Genomic DNA, 16,931 nt, shown 5'->3' on the forward strand with positions numbered 1-16,931 from the left:
TCAGTGTCCACTTTGGATCTCGTTGACTGGGCGGGCGCGGCGAAGCGTCTGCGGGAGATGCCGGTCGTACTCGTCCGGGCTTCGGGCCTGCGCTACGGCGACGCGGCCCCGGACTTCCTGCGGCGTCTGGAAAAGGTGCCGAGCGTGGCCGTGGTCAGTGGCGCGTGTGACGCGAGCGCGCTGGCGCTGCTGACCTCCGCCACGCTCGGCATCGCGGCGGACGACTGCACGGTCAGCGTGGAGGCGGACACCGTGCTCGCGCTCGGTCTCACGTCCACGCTGCCCGCGGCGATCGGCAGCGCGCCCGCCCGCTCGGTGTTGTTCGCCGGGTCGATCGACGCGGTTTCCTTGCAGCGACTGGGTTTCACGGGCGATCCGGCGTCGGCGCTGGAGCGGGTGAGCACCCCGGACGCGGCGCGGCTGACGCGGTCGTTGCGTGTGGCGGCCCGATCCACGCCGGGGCAGGCCCGCGACTACGACGCCGAACTGCGCCGGCTCGCATGACCGGGCTCGCGTTCGGGTGCGGGCCCATCGGCGGGGCCGGTTCGCGGCATCACGACGAGGCGCTGGCCACGCTCATCGCCGCATGGGAGGGCGGCGTGCGCTGGTTCGACACCGCGCCCAGCTATGGCGACGGGCGCGGGGAACGCTTGCTGGGCCAGGCTTTGCGACGCTGGCCGCGGGAGGGAATCCGGGTGTCGACGAAGGTCGGCCGCGTCCGGATGGCGATCGCCGACCCGTACACCGAGCCGGACGGGCCGCGCCGGGAGCCGCTGTTCGACTTCACCGCCGCGGGCGTGCGCAAGAGCGTGCTGCGCAGCCTCCGGCGGCTGGGCGTCGAACGTCTCGACACGGTGCTCGTGCACGACCCGGACGCGCACCTGCGGGTGGTCCTCGACGAGACCTTCCCCGAGCTGCTTCGGCTGCGCGAGGAGGGTCTCGTCGGGGCGATCGGCGTGGGCACGACCTCCGTGGAGACCGCGCGTGCGCTGCTGGAGCGGGTGGACGTGGTGATGATCGCCGGAGCGTGGAGCCTCACCCGCCGGGATGCGTTGCCGCTACTGGACGAATGCCTCGCGGCCGGGGTCGACGTCCTCGCCGCGGCCCCGTTCGACTCGGGACTCCTCGCCGCGGACGAGCCCGACGCCACGGCACGGTACCTCTACCGCGCGGTGTCCCCCGAGGTGCTCGGCCGGGTGCGGGAGTTGGCGCGCGTCTGCCGCGCCCACGGCGTGCGGCTGCCTCAAGCGGCGCTGGCCTTTCCCTTGCGGCACCCGGCGGTTCGCCAGGTCGTCGCGGGCATGCGCTGCCGGGACGAAGTGCACCAGAACCTCGGCCTCCTCGCCGAACCCGTGCCCGAAGCCCTGTGGGCGGAACTGGACGCGGTGGCGGGTTAGGCTGCCGATCATGGAGCCGGTCACCCTCGACCAGGTCACCGCCGCGGTGCAGGCCGGGGACGGTGCGCTCCGTGCCGCGTACCTCGACGGCAGGATGGTCGGCCTGGGGTACTGGGCTTCACCGAGTACGGCCGGTTGCCGGACTTCGTCGCCGTCGGAAAGCGCCGCTACGACAGGGTCCTCTACCTGCTCGACCTGCGAGTATCCTGACCACCCACGTTCACCCGCGCGAGCAGCTCGATACTCATCGCGACCCCGTGACGTACTCCTCGAAAACCCGGTCCGCGCGCGGGTCCGACCACATCGGGCCGGGCGGGTAGTAGAAGGCGAACTCGTCGACGCCCGCTTCCCGGTATCGGCCCACGAAGTCCGTCACCGCCGCCACGGAAGACCAGATCGCCGACGCCGTCACAGCCGGGCTTCCGGCGAGGAGCATCCGCCGCACCGAGGTGCCTTCGAACGTGGCGGCTCTACGCCGGGTCAGGGCGAAGTGTTCCGCCTCGGACAGGCCGAAACCGCCGTAGGACACCCAGCGATCGGCGAACTTCGCGGCCAGCGCGAGCGAACGCGGGCCGTGCGCCGCGATCGTCAGCGGGATCCGGGCTCGGGGTTCCAACGAAGGAAACCCTTCCAGCACCGGCATTTCCCGCAACGCGCCGTCCACAGTGGTCAGCACATCGGCGAACGGCATCGGCACCCCTGCCACCCGGTCCGCGGCGGCGTACCCCGCGCCGAGGCCCAGCTCCAGCCTGCCGCCCGAGATGTGGTCGACCGACAACGCGTGCCGCGCCAACACCACCGGCGAACGCAGGATCCCGTTCGCCACCAGCGGCCCGATCCGCACCCGCGAAGTCGAAGCCGCGAGCGCGGGCAGCACGCTCCACGCGTCCAGCCACGGTTCCTCCGGGTGCGCGGGGTTGAGCACGTGGTCGTCCACCCACACCGTGGTCACACCCAGCTCCTCCAGCCGCTTCGCCCTGGCGAGCAGCTCCGGCCAGCCGACGTTCGGGATGAGCAGCGCGTGCGTGCTCATCCCGGGAAACCGCCCACCCGGCCGAGCCTGCCCGAGAGCCCCACGCCCAGCCGCCCCGTGACCCACTTCGCGTGCTCGATCGTCTCGTCCAGCCGCAGACCGGTGTCGAAACCCATGCGGTGCAACGTGTACACGAGGTCCTCGGTCGCCACGTTCCCGGACGCGCCGGGCGCGAACGGGCAGCCGCCGATGCCACCGAGACTGGCGTCGAGCGCGCGCACCCCGCTGCGCACGGCCGCGACCGCGTTCGCCACGCCGGTGTTGCGGGTGTCGTGCAGGTGCACCCGCATCGGCACCTCGGGCGAGCACTGGCGCAGGATCCCGAACCGCGTCTCGATGTCCGAAGGCACCGCGACGCCGATCGTGTCGGCGAGACACACCTCGTCGGCGTCGAGATCGGCCACGGCCCGCGCCACCGAAGTGAACCGCTCGACCGGAACCTCGCCCTCGAACGGGCAGCCGAAGGACGCGCCGATGGTGACCGCCACCGATACCCCGTCCGCACGGCCGCGCTGCCGGATTTCCCTTACCGCGTCGAGGGCTTCGCGCGTGCTCATGCCCTGGTTCCGCCGGCTGAAGGTGTCGCTCGCGAGCACCAGCGTGGTCATCTCGCGGATCCCCGCGTCGAGCGCACGCTGGTAGCCGCGCTGGTTGAGGACCAGGGCGCTGTAGCCGATCCCGTTGCCCGCCAGCGCTTTCGCCACCTCCGCGGCGTCGGCCAGCTGCGGCACGCGGTCCGGACGGACGAACGACGTCACCTCGATCCGGCGCACGCCCGTCCGCGCGGCGCGCTCGATCAGCTCCAGCTTTTCCTCGGTGGTAAGGACTTTCTCCTCGTTCTGCAGCCCGTCGCGGGGCGACACCTCGACGATCTCCACCCGGTTCACGCCTGCTCACTCTCGTTCAGGGACGCGGCCGCGACCAGCCCGGAGCCGCCGTCCAGTTCGATCAACGACCCGCTCACCGCGTCCGCGATCCCCGTGCCGAGCGCGGCGACCCATTCGGCGACCTCCGCGGTGGAGGTGTCCCGGCCCAGCGGGGTTTTCGCGACGATCCGCGCCAGCTGCTCAGGAGGCAGCTCCTCGCCGACGCCCTCGGTCAGCACCGTTCCGGGCGCCAGGCAGAACAACCGGATCCCGGGCCACTGCCGGGCGAGTGTCCGGGTCAGCGCGGCGATCCCCGCCCGCGCGGCGGCCGAGTGCGCGAGCCCAGGAATTCCCCGCTCAGGCGCCGAAAGCGACAGGTTCACCACTCGCCCACCCCGCTCGGCCAGTCCCTCACGCGCGGCCTGGATCATCGACGCCGTCGCGGTCAGGTTCAGATCCGCCACGGCGGCGAACCCCCGCGGCGAGATCGCCGACGCGGGCGCGATGAACTGCCCGCCCGCGTTGTTCACCAGCAGGTCCAGACCACCGAGACCGGCGACGAAAGCGCCTGCCGCGGCACGATCCCGGATGTCCAACGCCTGGTAGCGGAATCCCTCCCCCGCAAGGGAAGCCGTCTCCGCGAGCCGTTCGGCACGGCGCCCGACGCCCACGACGGAAGCACCCAGCTCCACCAACCGCAGCGAAACGGCCCGGCCGATCCCCGAACCCGCACCGCTCACCAAAGCCGTCTTCCCGCGCAGAACCCCGTCCGGGAGCACGCGCGGCGTCACGACAACCCCGGCACGCGCGCGAGAAGCCCGCCATCGACGGGGAGCACGACCCCGGTCACGAACGGAGCGTTCAGCAACCACCACACGGCTTCCGCCACCTCCTCCGGTTCCGCCGGGCGCCCGGCGGGATGCGCGGCCACAAAGGACTCGTCGGCCAGCCCCTCGACCAGCCGGGTGCGCACGAGGCCCGGGGCGACGGCGTTGACCCGGATTCCGCGCGCGGCGTACTCGACGGCGGCGGTCTTCGTCAGCCCGGCGATCGCGTGTTTGCTGGCCACGTAAGCACTCGACGACGGCACGCCCGCGAACGCCGCCCCGGAGGCGGTGTTCACGACCGCCCCGCCCGCCGCCAGCATGTGCCGCAACTCCGCGCGCAGGCAGGCGAACACGCCGCCGAGGTTGACCCGCTGCACGCGCCAGAACACGTCGTCGGGGTAGTCCGCGACCTCCGCCCGTATCCCCGGGACACCGGCGTTGTTGCACGCGAAATCGAGCCCGCCACCCCACTCGGCGGCCCGGTCCACGGCACAGGTCGCGGCGTCCGGATCGGACACATCGACCCGCAGCACGAGCGCCCGCCCGCCGGACTCCTCAATGGACTCGGCGATCCCGGACGCGTCTTCGCGATCCGCGACCGCCACGGCGACGCCTTCGCGCGCGAGCCGGAGCGCCACGGCCGCGCCGATCCCGCGCGCCGCACCGGTCACGAACGCGACGCGGCCGCTCACGAGGCGGCCCCGGTCAGCGCTTCTTCGCGGGCTCCAGCGAGGAGAGGGCCATCTTGATGAAGTCGTCCCCGAACTCCGCCAGGCTGCGTTCGCCCTCGGGGTTGTACCAGCGGTGGATCCAGTTGAACATGCCGATGATGCCCAGCACCGCCACCGACGGGTCGATGTCCGTGCGGAACTCGCCCGCCTTCGCGCCGGAGCGGATGACCTCGGCGAGCGTGCGGCCGTAGCGGTCGGCGTTGTCGCGGATGTGGTCGGCCTCCGGGCCGGACATCACCTGGTGCACGTTCTCGCTCAGGAAGATGAACAGCTCCGGCAGCTCCGCCATCGTGCGCACGTACTCGCGCAGCGCCGCTTCGAGCCGTTCCGGCGCGGACACCGGCAGGTCGGCGACCTCCTCCAGCCGGGTCCGCATCGTCTCGATCGGCTCGTGCAGCAGGCCGACGAGCAGCTCCTCCTTGGTGCCCACGTAGTAGTAGAGCGTCGCGCGCCGGATCCCGACCTCGTTCGCGACGTCCTCCAGCGTGGACTGGCCGTACCCGAGCCTGCCGAAGACCCGGCCCGCCCCGGCGAGGATCTCCGCCCAGCGCGCGTCCGAGCGGCGCCCGCTCGCCTGCCTGCGTTCCATCCGGCGGCGGGCGATGTCGCTCGCCGGGGCGGGCGCCGCCGTGCGGCGTCGACGTGGCGCGGCCACTGGCGATCGAACTCCCTTGCCCTCGGAAACCCTCTGCGGCCCCCACCTTAGGGATTGTCCCAAGGTGGCTTGCGTGGCGGTGCGGGTAGCAGCCCCTCCCGTCTCCCACCACCCCTGCTGGACGCGCTCCGCGCGGCAGTGTCCTCACCATGTCGGCGCTGTCCTCGCCAGCAACCACCTCAGAACCTGCAGCGGTGCAAGCTGCGGCCCCCACCTTAGACCGTACGCAGTTCACGTTTGAGGACCTTCCCGCTGGCGTTGCGCGGGAACTCCTGGTCCACCGAGAACACCGCGGGCACCTTGTACCCGGCCAGCTCCTTCCGGCACCACGCGCGCACAGTCTCGGTGTCGAACTCCGCGCCGTCCTCGAGGATGACGTGCGCGCGCACGATCTCGCCCCAGTGGTCGTCCGGCACGCCGACCACGGCGACCTCGCGCACCCCCGGGTACCGGCCGAGCACGTCCTCGATCTCGACGGGGTAGATGTTCTCCCCGCCGCGGATGATCATGTCCTTCTTGCGGCCGTTGAGGTACAGGTAGCCGTCCTTGTCGCGCCAGGCCAGGTCCCCACCGCGGAACCAGCCGTCCACGAGCACCTTCGCCGTCTCCTCCGGCTGGTTCAGATAACCCGACATGACCGCGTCCGCCCGCGTGACGATCTCGCCGACTTCGCCTTCCGGCACGTCGTTGAGCTCGTCGTCGCACAGCCGCAGCAGGACACCCATGCCGGCCTTGCCGATCGAGCCGAGCAGGTGCTCGTCCCCGGCCAGCGCGCGGCGGTGGTCCTCCGGCGTGAGCACCGTCTGCAGGCCGGCTTCGGTGCCCGCGCCGAACATGTTCATGAAGTCGCAGTGGAACACGCTCATCGCGCGCCGCAGCAACGACGGCGACATCGGCGCCGCGCCGTACCCGATCGACCCGAGCCGCGAGAAGTCGCCGGTGGCCACCGCCGGTTCGTGCAGCAGGGAGTCGATCATCGTGGGCACCAGGAACACCCCGTCGAGTTCGCCCCGCGCCATCCACTTCGCCACGGTCGGCGAGTGGAACGCGGGCAGCACGAGCGACGTGTGCCCGCGCGCCACCCCGGAAAGCGTGTAGAGCATCCCGCCGACGTGGAACAACGGCGCCGCCGAGTAGTGGAACGACAGGCTGGTCATCCGCCGTTCCACGATGCACTGCAGGACCATGTGCTTGACCATGCGCTGCGAATGCATGACGCCCTTGGGCAGCGCCGTGGTCCCGCTGGTGAACGCGAGGCACACCAGCTCGTCGTCGGCGACCGGAACGTCCACTTCGGTCTCTTCGCCCGCGGCCACGAGCCGCTCGTACTCCTCGTCACCGGACGCGGAGTCGTAGCAGATCGTGGCCTTCAGGCCGGGCACGTCGACCGCGCGCACCAGATCGGTGTAGCGGTCGCTGAAGAACAGCACCTTCGCCTCGGCGGTGCGCAGCAGCATCTGCAGCTCCGGCCGCGCCAGCCGGAAGTTCAGCGGCACGTACACCGCGCCGAGCTTCATGCAGGCGAGCAGGGTTTCCACGTACTGCGCGGAGTCGGTGGCGAACAGGGCGACCCGGTCGCCCTTGCCGACGCCCATCCCGGCCAGTGCCGAGACGAGGCGGTTCACGCGGGCGTTCACCTCGCGGAAGGTGAACGAACCGGTGTCGGTGACGAAACAAGCGCGGCCGGGCACCGTGCTCGCGTTGATGCGGATCCAGTCCGCGACGCGCGAATTCTGCTGGACGGACATGCGCACTCCTCTGTGCGGCCATGAGGGTCAGGAGAGCTTCGGCAAAACCTCGGTTCCGATGAGCTCCAGCGAGCGCATCACCTTCTCGTGCGGGATGTTGTAACTCTGCACGAGAAGCATCAGGACGTCGACACCCACGGCCTCGTAGCGCCGGCACATCGACAGGAAGTGCTCGGGATCGCCGCACAGCACGGTTTCGTTCCGCACCAGGTAGTCGAACGTGAGATCGGTCAGGTGCATGCCGCCGAGCAGCTTGCGCGCGTACTCGTAGCTGCCGAGGTTGGTGCCCTCCTGCCAGGCGCCCAGCTCGGCGATCGTCTTCAGCGAGGACTGGATGTACCACGGGAACGCCTCTTTCGCGTCCTCGTGCGCCTGTTGGGTGGTCTCGGCGCAGTGCGCCTGCGCGAAGGTGGCGATCCGGTTGTTGATGAACTTGCCCACCGGCTCGGCCTGTTCGAGCCCTTCGCGGTAGCGGCCGACGCGTTTGGTCAGCCCCTCCGGCGGGATCGCCACCGAGAACGACAGCAGCCCGATCCCCTTGCGCCCCACGATTTCGTGGCTGTCCGCGCTGGAGGTCGCGCCCCAGATCGGCGGATGCGGCTGCTGGTAGGGCTTCGGCACCACACCGCGCGGCGGGAGCTTGAAGAACTTCCCGTCCCAGCTGAACTCCTCCTCGGTCCAGGCGCCGACGATGACGTCCAGCGCCTCCTCCCACATCGGGCGGGTGTCGGGCGGGCTGATCCCGAAGCCCTCGATCTCGATGCGGGTGCCCGAACGGCCGGTGCCGAACTCCAGCCTGCCCTTCGACAGCACGTCCACGGTGGCCGCGGCTTCGGCGGCGCGCACCGGGTGGTTGTACGGGAACGGCAGCAGCCGGACGCCATGCCCGATGCGGATGTTCTGGGTACGCGCCGCGACGGCGCCGTAGAACACGCCGGGCGCGGAGGAGAACGAGTACTCGTCGAGGAAGTGGTGCTCCACCGTCCACACGCTGTGGAAGCCGAGCCGGTCGGCGAGTTCGATCTCGGTGAGCGTGTTCTCGAACGCGTTGTAGGCGCTGTCCGGGCCCCATGGCCTCGGCACGGGCAGTTCGTAGATCAGGGCGAGCTTCATCGGTCCTCCCTGGACGTGACGGACCCGGAATGCGGGGTCAGCGGTTCGACGCCGAGGTCGAACGCGATCAGCGCACCGGTCAGCGAGTAGGTGACGTAGAGCAGCCCGTCGTCGCCGGCGCAGCAGTTCGTCGGCTGGGTGCCTTCGCCCGTTTCGATCGTCTCCTTCAGCTCTCCGCCGGAGTAGACGAAGATCGCGTTGCCGACGCTGCCGCAGACGTAGAGCGTTCCCGCGCCGTCGAAACAGAAGCCGTCCGGCATCCCCGAGGGCAGCCTGAGCACCTGCTCGGGTTCGCCGAAGGTGCCGCCGGAAACCTCGAAGGCGAGCACCTTCCTGGTCAGCGACTGCGCGAGGTACAGGCGCCCGTCGGGTCCGAACGCGACTCCGTTGGGCATCCCGGGGATTTCGGCCGAGCCGAGCACACCGCCGTCCGGTCCGATCGCCACGACGTGCCCGGGCTTGAGGTCACGCAGGTGTTCCCAGTCGGCGCTGTCGGTGACGTACAAGGTCCCGTCCGGGCCGAAACACAGGTCGTTCGGCCGATGCGGGGCGGGGCCGGGAAAGGCGTCGGTGACGGTCGTGACCGTGCCGTCGGGATCGACGCGCTGGACGGAGCCGGGCAGTTGTCGCGGTGCGTGCCAGTAGCCGGTGCCTTCGGCGGACAGGCCGCCGTTGTTGGCCACGTACAGTTCCCCGCCCGCGCCGAGCACGCTCCCGTTGGGACCGCCGCCGCAGTCGCCCAGCGGAGTCACCGTCCCGTCCGGAGCGACGCGGCTGAGCGCCTCGCCCTTCATCTCCACCACGGCGACCGCGCCGTCGCCGAGATACGTGGGCCCCTCCGGGAAACGCAGCCCTCCGGCGACGACTCTAGGGGCCGTCACGAAGCCGCCACCTCTTCGAACTCGTACCGCGGCAGCTCCTTCACGCGCGGCATGACTTCGGCCGCGAACAGCCGCATGTTGGCCTCGGCCGTCTCGTACGACATCCCGGCGAACGAGCACACCGCGTTGAACCCGTCGTTGCCGACCTTGGAGCGGATGTCGAGGATCCGCTCGTAGCACTGGTCCGGGGTCCCGTAGATCTGCAGCTCGATGAAGTTGTCCACGACGCGCTCGGAACCCTTGTTCTGGATGTAGGACGCGAGCGAGCGGTAGTACTCGTAGCCCTGCGTGCTGGCGAAGTGCCGGCCGCCCAGCTCGTAGTGCGCCATCACGGACTCGTAGTAGCCGCCGATGTACTGCTGCGCCATGTCGCGCGCCTTCACCGGGTCCTTGTCGCAGCAGACCCAGCCGGTGACCATCGGCGCGGGCGCCTCGGCGCCCTTCAGCTCACGGAACTGCTGCCGGTAGTTGCGCATGTCCTCGGAGACCTCTTCCCAGTCCTTCTGGGGGTTGATGAGGATCCCGGCGCCGACGTCGGCCATGATCCGCACCGACTCCGGGGACACCGCGGCCGCGTAAATGCGGTCCTGGAAGGTCTTCACCGGCCGGGGCCGGAGATCGCGTTTCGGGATCTTGTAGTACTTCCCGTCCGCTTCGACGATCCCGGTCTCCAGCGCGCGCAGCACGATCTCGGCGGACTCGACGAACCGGGCGCGCGACTCGTCCATCGGCACCCGCAGGCCCTCGAACTCGATACGCCCGAGCCCGCGGCCCATGCCGAAGATGAACCGGCCGCCCGACATCAGGTCCAGCATGGTGACCTGCTCGGCCACCCGCACCGGGTCGTGCCACGGCAGGATCACCGCGCCCGAGCCGAGCAGGATGTTCTTCGTCCGGCCCGCCATGTAGGACAGGAACTGCACCGGGTCCGGGCACATCGTGTACGAGGTGAAGTGGTGCTCGACGCCCCAGAGCATCTCGAAGCCCAGCGGCTCCGCCAGCTCGCACAGGCGCAGCTCGTCGGCGTAAACGCGCTGGTCGTCGCGCGAGTCACCGCCGCCCTGGAAGATGCTCGTGTATCCGACTCGCATCGGCTCAGACCTCTTTTCGGCTCAGGCGTTGGTAGGTTCCGTGGCAGAAGATCAAGGGCCGCCCGGAGTTCCGGACGGAAAGCTCGTGCACGTCGGCGAGCACGAAGACGTGGTCGCCCGCGTCGGTGACCGAATGCGTGGTGCAGTCGAACCACGCCAGCGCCCCGTCGAGGACCGGGGAGCCCATCGGCGACTCGCGCCACGAGACACCGCCGAACTTGTCCCCACCGGAGACGGCGAAGGCGCGTGAGGTGTCCTCACCGTCCTCGCCGAGCACGTTGACGCAGAACCGGCCCAGCGGCTCGATCCGCGGCCACGTCGTCGAGGTGCGGGCCACGAAGAAGCCGGCCAGCGGCGGTTCGAGCGAGACCGAGACGAACGAGCCGACCGCGAGACCGAGCGGGCCCGCCGCCGTCACCACCGCGACGCCGGTCGGGACGTGCCGCATCACGTGCCGGAACTGCTCCGGCGTGACCTCCCGTGCCGCGGTCATCGCTCGGTGGTGCCGGTCGGGGGCAACGCGAGGTCGTGTCCCAGGCGGGCCTGTTTCGTATGCAGGTAACGGACGTTCTGTGGCGCGGGCACGGTGCGCAACGGCCGCACCGTCACCTCCAGCCCCGCCGCCCGCAGCGCGCGCACCTTCTCGGGGTTGTTCGTCAGCACTGTGACGGCGTGCAGCCCGAGATCGAGCAGAACCTGCGCGGCGGGGCCGAAATCGCGGGCGTCGGCGGGGTGACCGAGGCGGAGGTTCGCGTCGACGGTGTCCATTCCGCCGTCCTGCAGCGCGTACGCCCGGAACTTGTCCGCGAGCCCGATCCCCCGGCCTTCGTGGCCGCGTTCGTAGATCAGCACCCCGCGCCCGGCGTCGGCGATCGCCCTCATCCCGGCGCGGAGCTGTTCCCCGCAGTCACAGCGCAGTGAGCCGAACAGGTCACCCGTCGCGCATTCCGAATGCACCCGCACCAGAACCGGTTCTTCACCGGAAAGATCCCCGAGCGAAAGCACCAGATGCTCGGTGCCGCCAGTACGCACGAGCCGCGCGGTGAACTCGCCTTCGGCCGTGGGCAACGGAATCGCGGGCGGCCCGGCGCGCCGGGCCTCGATCACGTCCCGGATGCCGACCACCGGAAACCCATGCCTGCGGGCGAATTCGAGTACGTCCTCGCCGCGGGCCATCTCCCCGTCCGGCCGGGTCAGTTCGCAAATCACCATCACCGGGTCGAGCCCGGCAAGCCTGCCCAGATCGACCGACGCCTCGGTGTGCCCCGGCCTGCCCAGCACGCCGTCCGCGTGCGCACGCAGCGGGAACATGTGGCCAGGGCGGCAAAAATCCTCCGGGCGGGCGTCGGGATCGGCCAGCTTCAGCGCGGTCGCGGCGCGGTCGGCGGCGCAGACACCGGTGGTGGTGCCCTCGACCGCGTCGACCGTGACCGTGAACGCCGTGCCGTGCCGCTCGGTGTTGTCGGAGACCATCAGCGGCAGTTCCAGCTCGTCCGCGCGGCCGGCGGGCATCGGCACGCACACGATCCCGGAACCGTGCCGCAGCAGGAAAGCCATCTTGTCCGGCGTCATGTGCGCGGCCGCCAGCACGAGGTCCGCCTCGTTCTCCCGGTCCGCCGCGTCCAGCACCACGACGAACTCACCGCGGGCCAGGGCGTCGAGCGCCTGCTGCACGCTGCCGTCCATCGCGCCCCTCCTTGCGTCATCGCTTGTGTTGACGATGACGGTAGCCCCTTCCCGGATCCTGCGTCAACGTTTACGCTGACTATTGCCCGGAGCGCGTGCGGGAACGTAGGTTGACCAGGCGCTCGGGCACTCACGTCAAGGAAGACAGGGGTCAGCAAGCATGACTGACAGCACCGGCCTGCCTACGGAACTCGCGGGGCCGCGGGGCTCCGCGCTCGCCAGGGAAATGATGCGGCGGATGCAGCGCGTCCGCCTGTTCGAGGAAGCCACCATCGCGTTGTTCCACGCCGGCGAGCTGCCGGCCATGGTGCACCTGTCGATCGGGCAGGAGGCCGCGGTCGTCGGGGCCTGCCTGGCGACGGAGACCTCGGACTACATGACCGGCAACCACCGCTCGCACGGCCATCCGATCGCCAAAGGCGCGAACCTCGACGGGCTGATGGCCGAACTGCTCGGGAAGGCGGGCGGGGTGTGCGGCGGCAAGGGCGGCAGTATGCACCTGGCCGACTTCTCCGTCGGCAGCCTCGGCGAATCCGGCATCGTCGGCTCGGCCATCCCGGTCGCCACCGGCGCGGCGCTGGCGGCCCAGGTCCGCCGCAGCGGCCAGGTTTCGCTCTGTTTCTTCGGCGACGGCGCCGCCAGCGAAGGCGTGCTGCACGAGTCGATGAACATGGCGAGCATCTGGCGGCTGCCGGTGATCTACTTCTGCGAGAACAACGGGTACGCGGTGAGCGTGACTTCGGCGGAATCCCTTTCCGTGCCGGACGTCGCGATGCGCGCGGCCGGCTACTCGATGCCCGGCGTCGTCGTCGACGGACAGGACGTGCTCGCCGTTTTCCGTGCCACCACCGAGGCCGTGCGGCGGGCGCGGGCGGGCGAGGGGCCGAGCCTCGTGGAGGCGAAGACGTACCGGTTCCACGAACACGCCTACGGGCTCGTGGTGCCACAGCCCTACCGGGACCAGCAGGTCGTGGACAGCTGGTTCGACACCGTCGACCCGATCACCTTGTTCCACGACAAGCTCGTCGGCTGGGGTGTGCTCACCGCGGACGAACTCCGGTCGCTGCACGAAGAAGTGAAGTCCGAAGTGGACGCTTCGGTCGAGTTCGCCCGCCGGTCGCCGTTCCCGCCGCCGGAAGCCGCCTACACAGACCTTTATTCGGAGGTGACCGCGTGACCGCCGCGAAGACCCGCGCCAGGCAACTCGGCTTCCTGCAAGCGATCAACCGCGCGCAGCGTGAGGAAATGACGCGCGACGAGAACGTGATCCTGATGGGACAGGACCTGCGCGCCAACGTGTTCGGCGCCGCGGCCGGCGCGCTCGACGAGTTCGGCCCGGACCGGGTGCGCGACCTCCCGCTCGCCGAGGCGGGCTCGATCGGCGTCGCGGCCGGGGCGGCGATGGCGGGGCTGCGGCCGATCATCGACCTCACGGTGGCGAGTTTCGTGTTCGGCGCGATGGACCAGTTCGTTTCGCAGCTGGCGAAGGCGCGCTACATGTTCGGCGGCCAGGCGACGCTCCCGGTGGTCGTGCGGGCCGCGTTGTACTACCACGGCGGGACGGCGGGGCACCACGCCGACCGGCCGTACCCGATGTTCATGAACGTGCCCGGGCTGAAGATCATCCTGCCGTCCACCGCCCCGGACCTGCTGGGGCTGTTGAAGAGCGCGATCCGCGACGACAACCCGGTGCTGTGCTTCGAGGACGCGAACCTGTGGGGCCGCAAGGGCCGCGGCCCGCTCGTGCCCGAGGGCGAGGACCACCTGGTGCCGCTGGGCAAGGCGGCGATCCGGCGGGAAGGCACGGACGTGACCATCGTGGGCATCGGGCACGGTTGCGTGCTGGCGTCGGAAGCGGCCGAGCAGCTGGCCGCGGACGGCATCAGCGCCGAGGTGATCGACCCGCGCACGCTGGTGCCGATGGACTGGCCGACGATCCTGGAGTCAGTCTCCCGCACGGGGCACTGCGTCGTGGTCGACCCGGCGAACCGGACGTGCAGCGCGGCGAGTGAGATCGCCGCCCGCGTGGTCGAAGAGTGCTTCGGCTCCTTACGCGGCCCCGTCGTGCGCGTGACCACGGACGACATCCATGTGCCGTTCAGTCCCGCGCTGGAGAAGCAGATCTACCCCACCAAGGCGAAGGTCGCCGCCGCCGCCCGCCGCGCGCTGGCCGGCTGAACGAAGGAGAATCCGTTGGCACGTCACGAAGTCCGGCTGCCCCAGCTGTCGATGGGCATGAGCGACGCGGAGATCATCGACTGGTATGTCGAGGAGGGCGAGGAAGTCGCCGCCGACGCGGACCTGGTCGAAATCGAAGCCGAAAAAGCACGCCAGATGATCGTCGCCCCCCACGCCGGAACCATCCGCGACCTCCACGGCGAAAGCGGAGACGTCATCGAAGTCCGCGACCTGCTCTGCATCATCGAAACGGCCTGACGCGCGAAAGGCGGCCGCCCTGTTCGGGGCGGCCGCCTTTCGCATCGCGCGGGAAAGCCCCTAGCGCGGGGCCATCCGGTAGTCCGCGAGATCCGGGTAACAGGCCCGGATCAGGTCGATCTCGTCCATCGCGCAGCCGGGGACCGCGGCCACACTCTCCTCCGCGCACACCTCACCGAGGTGCGCCGCCGCGGTCTCGTCGTCGAGGCCGGGCGTGAAAAACCCTGGTGCGGCAGCGGAAAACAGCCGCGACATCCGCCCGCCACCCGCCGAGACCACCTCGCCGGTGACCGTGCTCGACGGGTGCGCGAGCGCCAGCACCACAGCCGAGACGAACGCGGGGTCGAGCTTGGGGTCCAGCCGCCCGTAGACCTCACCGGCCATCCGCGACCGCGCGACGGGCGCGATCGCGTTCACCCGGATGCCGTGCTCCGCGCCCTCCGACGCGAGCACCCGCGTCAGCCCGACCACGCCCATCTTCCCCGCGGCGTAGACACTGGACCGCCGCTGCCCGAACATCCCGACCGCCGACGTCGTGTTCACCACCACGCCCTCACCCTGCGCCTGAAAGCGCTTCCAGGCCGGCAGCAGCAAGTGGAACGCGCCGAGCAGATGCACCCGCAGCGACGCCAGCACGTCGTCGTAGCGCACCCCGCCGAACTCGTTGGTGCGCGCGATACCGGCGTTGTTGACGAGGATGTCGAGCCGGCCGAACTCGGTGAGGGCCCGGTCCACGATGGCCTCGCCACCCGCCGGGTCCGCGACGCTGCTGTGCTCCGCCACCGCTTCTCCCCCGGCGGCACGGATTTCCGCGGCCACCGCGTCCGCGGGATTCTCCCCGCCCGCCGTGCCGTCGACGGCGGTGGCGACATCGTCCACGACCACCCGGGCACCGCGACGCCCGAGGTCGAGCGCGTACTGCCGCCCGAGCCCGTGACCGGCGCCCGTGACGATCGCGACGCGCCCCGTGAAGTCCAGCATGAACCGCTCCTTTCAGCCGGAGGCGGCGCGGCGCTTCGCGAGCACGGCGGCGAACTCGGGGCCCGCCATCGCCTGCTCCTCCAGCGCCAGCCCGAACCCGAGTGCACGGGCCGCGGCCTCCTTCAGATGGGTGTTGAGCACAGATTTGGTGCTGCGCAAGGCGAACGGCGGCAACTCGGCCCACTCGGCGGCGAGCGCGGACGCCGCCGTGAGCGGATCCTCGGCCACCTCGTGCACCAGCCCCACCTCCACCGCCTTCTCCGCGGTGAGCACGGCACCACCGAGCACGAGGTACTTCGCCCGGTTGACGCCGACGAGCACCGGCCACAGTGCCGCGCTGCCGTTGCCCGCCGTCACCCCGCCCTGCACGTGCTTGTCCCCGATCCGCGCCGCTGGCGCGACGAAGGCGACATCGGCCAGCGTCGCCAGCACCGCGCCGAGGCCGAAGGCATCCCCGTTCACCGCGGCGATGACCGGCTTTTCCAGGTCCAGCAACGATTCCACGATCAGCCGCGCTTCCTGGACCGGAGTCAGCCCGGTGCCAGTGGTGAACGTGCGGGACGCCGCGCTGTCACCGCCGCGGCAGAACGTGTCCCCCGCGCCGGTGAGCACCACCGCGCGAACGCGCTCGTCGGCTCGGACGCGGGAAAAGATCGCGCTGAGCTCCGAATGCATCGCGTCGTCGGCGGCGTTGCCCCGGTCGGGCCGGTTCAGCACCAGTGTCGCGACGCCACCGTCCACCGCCACCCGGATCCGCGTGTACTCGTCCTGGACCAGCATCCGGTGATTGTATTCAATCAACACCCGTGTTGAAAACCCTCAGTTCCGATCTGCCAGGATCCGGTCCCGCCCCTGCATGATGTGCTCGTGCATCAGCTGCGCGGCCCGACTCGGCTCGCCTTTCGCGATCATGTCGCGAATCAGCTGATGAAACAGGTTCGACCGCTCCAGCTGACGCGGGGTGAACGCCCGCAACGCCTCGAACACCAGCGGCGCGTCGACGGCACTGGTCAGCAGGTGCGCCAGCCGCGAATGCCGGCTCGCGCCGATGATCGCGGCGTGCACGCGGCGGTTCGCCTCACCGATCAGCCTCGTCCGCTCGACCGGGTCGAGTCCCTTGCGCCGCAAGGCTTTCCCGAAGTCACGGATCCCGTCGTCGATCGCCGCCAGGTCTTCGGGCACGGCACGCGCCGCCGCCAGCTCACACGCGTAGGACTCCAGCCGCGCCCGCAGCTCGTAGGTGTCGAGCACGTCCTGACGGCCGAGCGTCCGCACCACGGCGCCGCGATTCCGTTCGGTCACCACGAGCCCGTCCGCCGCGAGCATCCGCACCGCCTCGCGCACCGGCGTGCGCGACAGGTTCAGCTCGGCCGCGATCCGTTGCTCGATCAACCTTTCCCCTGGCCGCAACCGTCCTTCGACGATCCACGCGCGCACCGACGCGTACGCCAGCATCGGCGCGGACATCCCCGGCCCCGGCATCGGC

The 16,931-nt window shown here is 70.5% G+C and carries 19 protein-coding genes; 5 read left to right on the plus strand and 14 right to left on the minus strand.

Annotation, left to right across the window (positions count from 1 at the left end; genetic code table 11):
- The first annotated feature begins 3 nt into the window (after positions 1–3).
- Complete coding sequence (locus FPZ12_RS24810) at positions 4–504, plus strand: Clp protease/crotonase-like domain-containing protein (RefSeq protein WP_144751231.1); 501 nt, start codon at positions 4–6, stop codon at positions 502–504.
- Positions 501–1,397 carry an aldo/keto reductase gene (locus FPZ12_RS24815; protein WP_144751233.1) on the plus strand — a complete coding sequence of 299 codons (897 nt, stop codon included), beginning with the start codon at positions 501–503 and terminating at the stop codon, positions 1,395–1,397. Before FPZ12_RS24810 ends, FPZ12_RS24815 begins: the two co-directional genes overlap by 4 nt.
- Positions 1,398–1,641: 244 nt before the next feature.
- On the opposite strand, the gene FPZ12_RS24825 is transcribed toward FPZ12_RS24815, so the two are convergent.
- From FPZ12_RS24825 to ribB, 11 genes are all read right to left on the minus strand, one after another.
- Positions 1,642–2,430 (minus strand): LLM class flavin-dependent oxidoreductase, encoded by a 789-nt coding sequence (locus FPZ12_RS24825; RefSeq protein ID WP_144751235.1) that lies wholly within the window; start codon positions 2,428–2,430, stop codon positions 1,642–1,644.
- The gene (locus tag FPZ12_RS24830) at positions 2,427–3,317 is read right to left on the minus strand and encodes a hydroxymethylglutaryl-CoA lyase (RefSeq protein ID WP_144751237.1); all 891 of its coding nucleotides are present in this window, start codon (positions 3,315–3,317) and stop codon (positions 2,427–2,429) included. Before FPZ12_RS24830 ends, FPZ12_RS24825 begins: the two co-directional genes overlap by 4 nt.
- Positions 3,314–4,087, minus strand: a complete 774-nt coding sequence (locus tag FPZ12_RS24835; protein ID WP_208025986.1) for an SDR family NAD(P)-dependent oxidoreductase — start codon at positions 4,085–4,087, stop codon at positions 3,314–3,316. Before FPZ12_RS24835 ends, FPZ12_RS24830 begins: the two co-directional genes overlap by 4 nt.
- Positions 4,084–4,815: an SDR family NAD(P)-dependent oxidoreductase gene (locus FPZ12_RS24840; protein ID WP_144751239.1), complete on the minus strand. Its 732-nt coding sequence runs from the start codon at positions 4,813–4,815 to the stop codon at positions 4,084–4,086. The genes FPZ12_RS24835 and FPZ12_RS24840 overlap by 4 nt, the downstream gene beginning before the upstream one ends.
- 13 nt (positions 4,816–4,828) lie before the next feature.
- Positions 4,829–5,509: a TetR/AcrR family transcriptional regulator gene (locus tag FPZ12_RS24845; protein WP_208025987.1), complete on the minus strand. Its 681-nt coding sequence runs from the start codon at positions 5,507–5,509 to the stop codon at positions 4,829–4,831.
- A 215-nt stretch (positions 5,510–5,724) separates the two neighbouring features.
- Entirely contained in the window at positions 5,725–7,257 is a 1,533-nt protein-coding gene (locus tag FPZ12_RS24850; RefSeq protein ID WP_144751241.1) for a class I adenylate-forming enzyme family protein, read from the minus strand.
- Positions 7,258–7,284: 27 nt separating this feature from the next.
- A complete protein-coding gene (locus tag FPZ12_RS24855) occupies positions 7,285–8,370 on the minus strand; it encodes an LLM class flavin-dependent oxidoreductase (protein ID WP_150980484.1) in 1,086 nt (361 codons plus the stop codon).
- On the minus strand, positions 8,367–9,251 hold the full coding sequence (locus FPZ12_RS24860; RefSeq protein WP_166462892.1) for an SMP-30/gluconolactonase/LRE family protein: 885 nt from the start codon (positions 9,249–9,251) through the stop codon (positions 8,367–8,369). The genes FPZ12_RS24855 and FPZ12_RS24860 overlap by 4 nt, the downstream gene beginning before the upstream one ends.
- The gene (locus FPZ12_RS24865; protein ID WP_144761367.1) at positions 9,248–10,342 is read right to left on the minus strand and encodes an LLM class flavin-dependent oxidoreductase; all 1,095 of its coding nucleotides are present in this window, start codon (positions 10,340–10,342) and stop codon (positions 9,248–9,250) included. The genes FPZ12_RS24860 and FPZ12_RS24865 overlap by 4 nt, the downstream gene beginning before the upstream one ends.
- A 4-nt stretch (positions 10,343–10,346) precedes the next feature.
- A complete protein-coding gene (locus tag FPZ12_RS24870) occupies positions 10,347–10,835 on the minus strand; it encodes a flavin reductase family protein (RefSeq protein WP_144761371.1) in 489 nt (162 codons plus the stop codon).
- Entirely contained in the window at positions 10,832–12,028 is a 1,197-nt protein-coding gene (ribB, locus tag FPZ12_RS24875) for a 3,4-dihydroxy-2-butanone-4-phosphate synthase (protein ID WP_144761374.1), read from the minus strand. The genes FPZ12_RS24870 and ribB overlap by 4 nt, the downstream gene beginning before the upstream one ends.
- Before the next feature lie 160 nt (positions 12,029–12,188).
- Here ribB and FPZ12_RS24880 point away from each other — a divergent pair, with 160 nt between their 5' ends.
- From FPZ12_RS24880 to FPZ12_RS24890, 3 genes are read left to right on the plus strand one after another with little or no spacing between them, the layout of a single operon-like run.
- Complete coding sequence (locus tag FPZ12_RS24880) at positions 12,189–13,205, plus strand: thiamine pyrophosphate-dependent dehydrogenase E1 component subunit alpha (protein ID WP_208025988.1); 1,017 nt, start codon at positions 12,189–12,191, stop codon at positions 13,203–13,205.
- Positions 13,202–14,206, plus strand: a complete 1,005-nt coding sequence (locus tag FPZ12_RS24885; RefSeq protein WP_208025989.1) for an alpha-ketoacid dehydrogenase subunit beta — start codon at positions 13,202–13,204, stop codon at positions 14,204–14,206. The genes FPZ12_RS24880 and FPZ12_RS24885 overlap by 4 nt, the downstream gene beginning before the upstream one ends.
- Before the next feature lie 15 nt (positions 14,207–14,221).
- The gene (locus tag FPZ12_RS24890; RefSeq protein ID WP_144761377.1) at positions 14,222–14,464 is read left to right on the plus strand and encodes a lipoyl domain-containing protein; all 243 of its coding nucleotides are present in this window, start codon (positions 14,222–14,224) and stop codon (positions 14,462–14,464) included.
- Positions 14,465–14,524: 60 nt separating this feature from the next.
- Here the strand turns inward: FPZ12_RS24890 and FPZ12_RS24895 are convergent, their stop codons facing one another.
- The 3 genes from FPZ12_RS24895 to FPZ12_RS24905 all read right to left on the minus strand — a co-directional run.
- The gene (locus FPZ12_RS24895; RefSeq protein ID WP_144761380.1) at positions 14,525–15,445 is read right to left on the minus strand and encodes an SDR family NAD(P)-dependent oxidoreductase; all 921 of its coding nucleotides are present in this window, start codon (positions 15,443–15,445) and stop codon (positions 14,525–14,527) included.
- Positions 15,446–15,457: 12 nt separating this feature from the next.
- Entirely contained in the window at positions 15,458–16,225 is a 768-nt protein-coding gene (locus tag FPZ12_RS24900) for an enoyl-CoA hydratase/isomerase family protein (RefSeq protein WP_144761383.1), read from the minus strand.
- A gap of 39 nt (positions 16,226–16,264) precedes the next feature.
- Positions 16,265–16,931, minus strand: a 667-nt coding sequence (locus FPZ12_RS24905) for a GntR family transcriptional regulator (protein ID WP_144761386.1), incomplete at its 5' end; no start/stop codon positions are given.

This window comes from Amycolatopsis acidicola, from assembly GCF_007713735.2.
GTDB lineage: Bacteria > Actinomycetota > Actinomycetes > Mycobacteriales > Pseudonocardiaceae > Amycolatopsis_E > Amycolatopsis_E acidicola.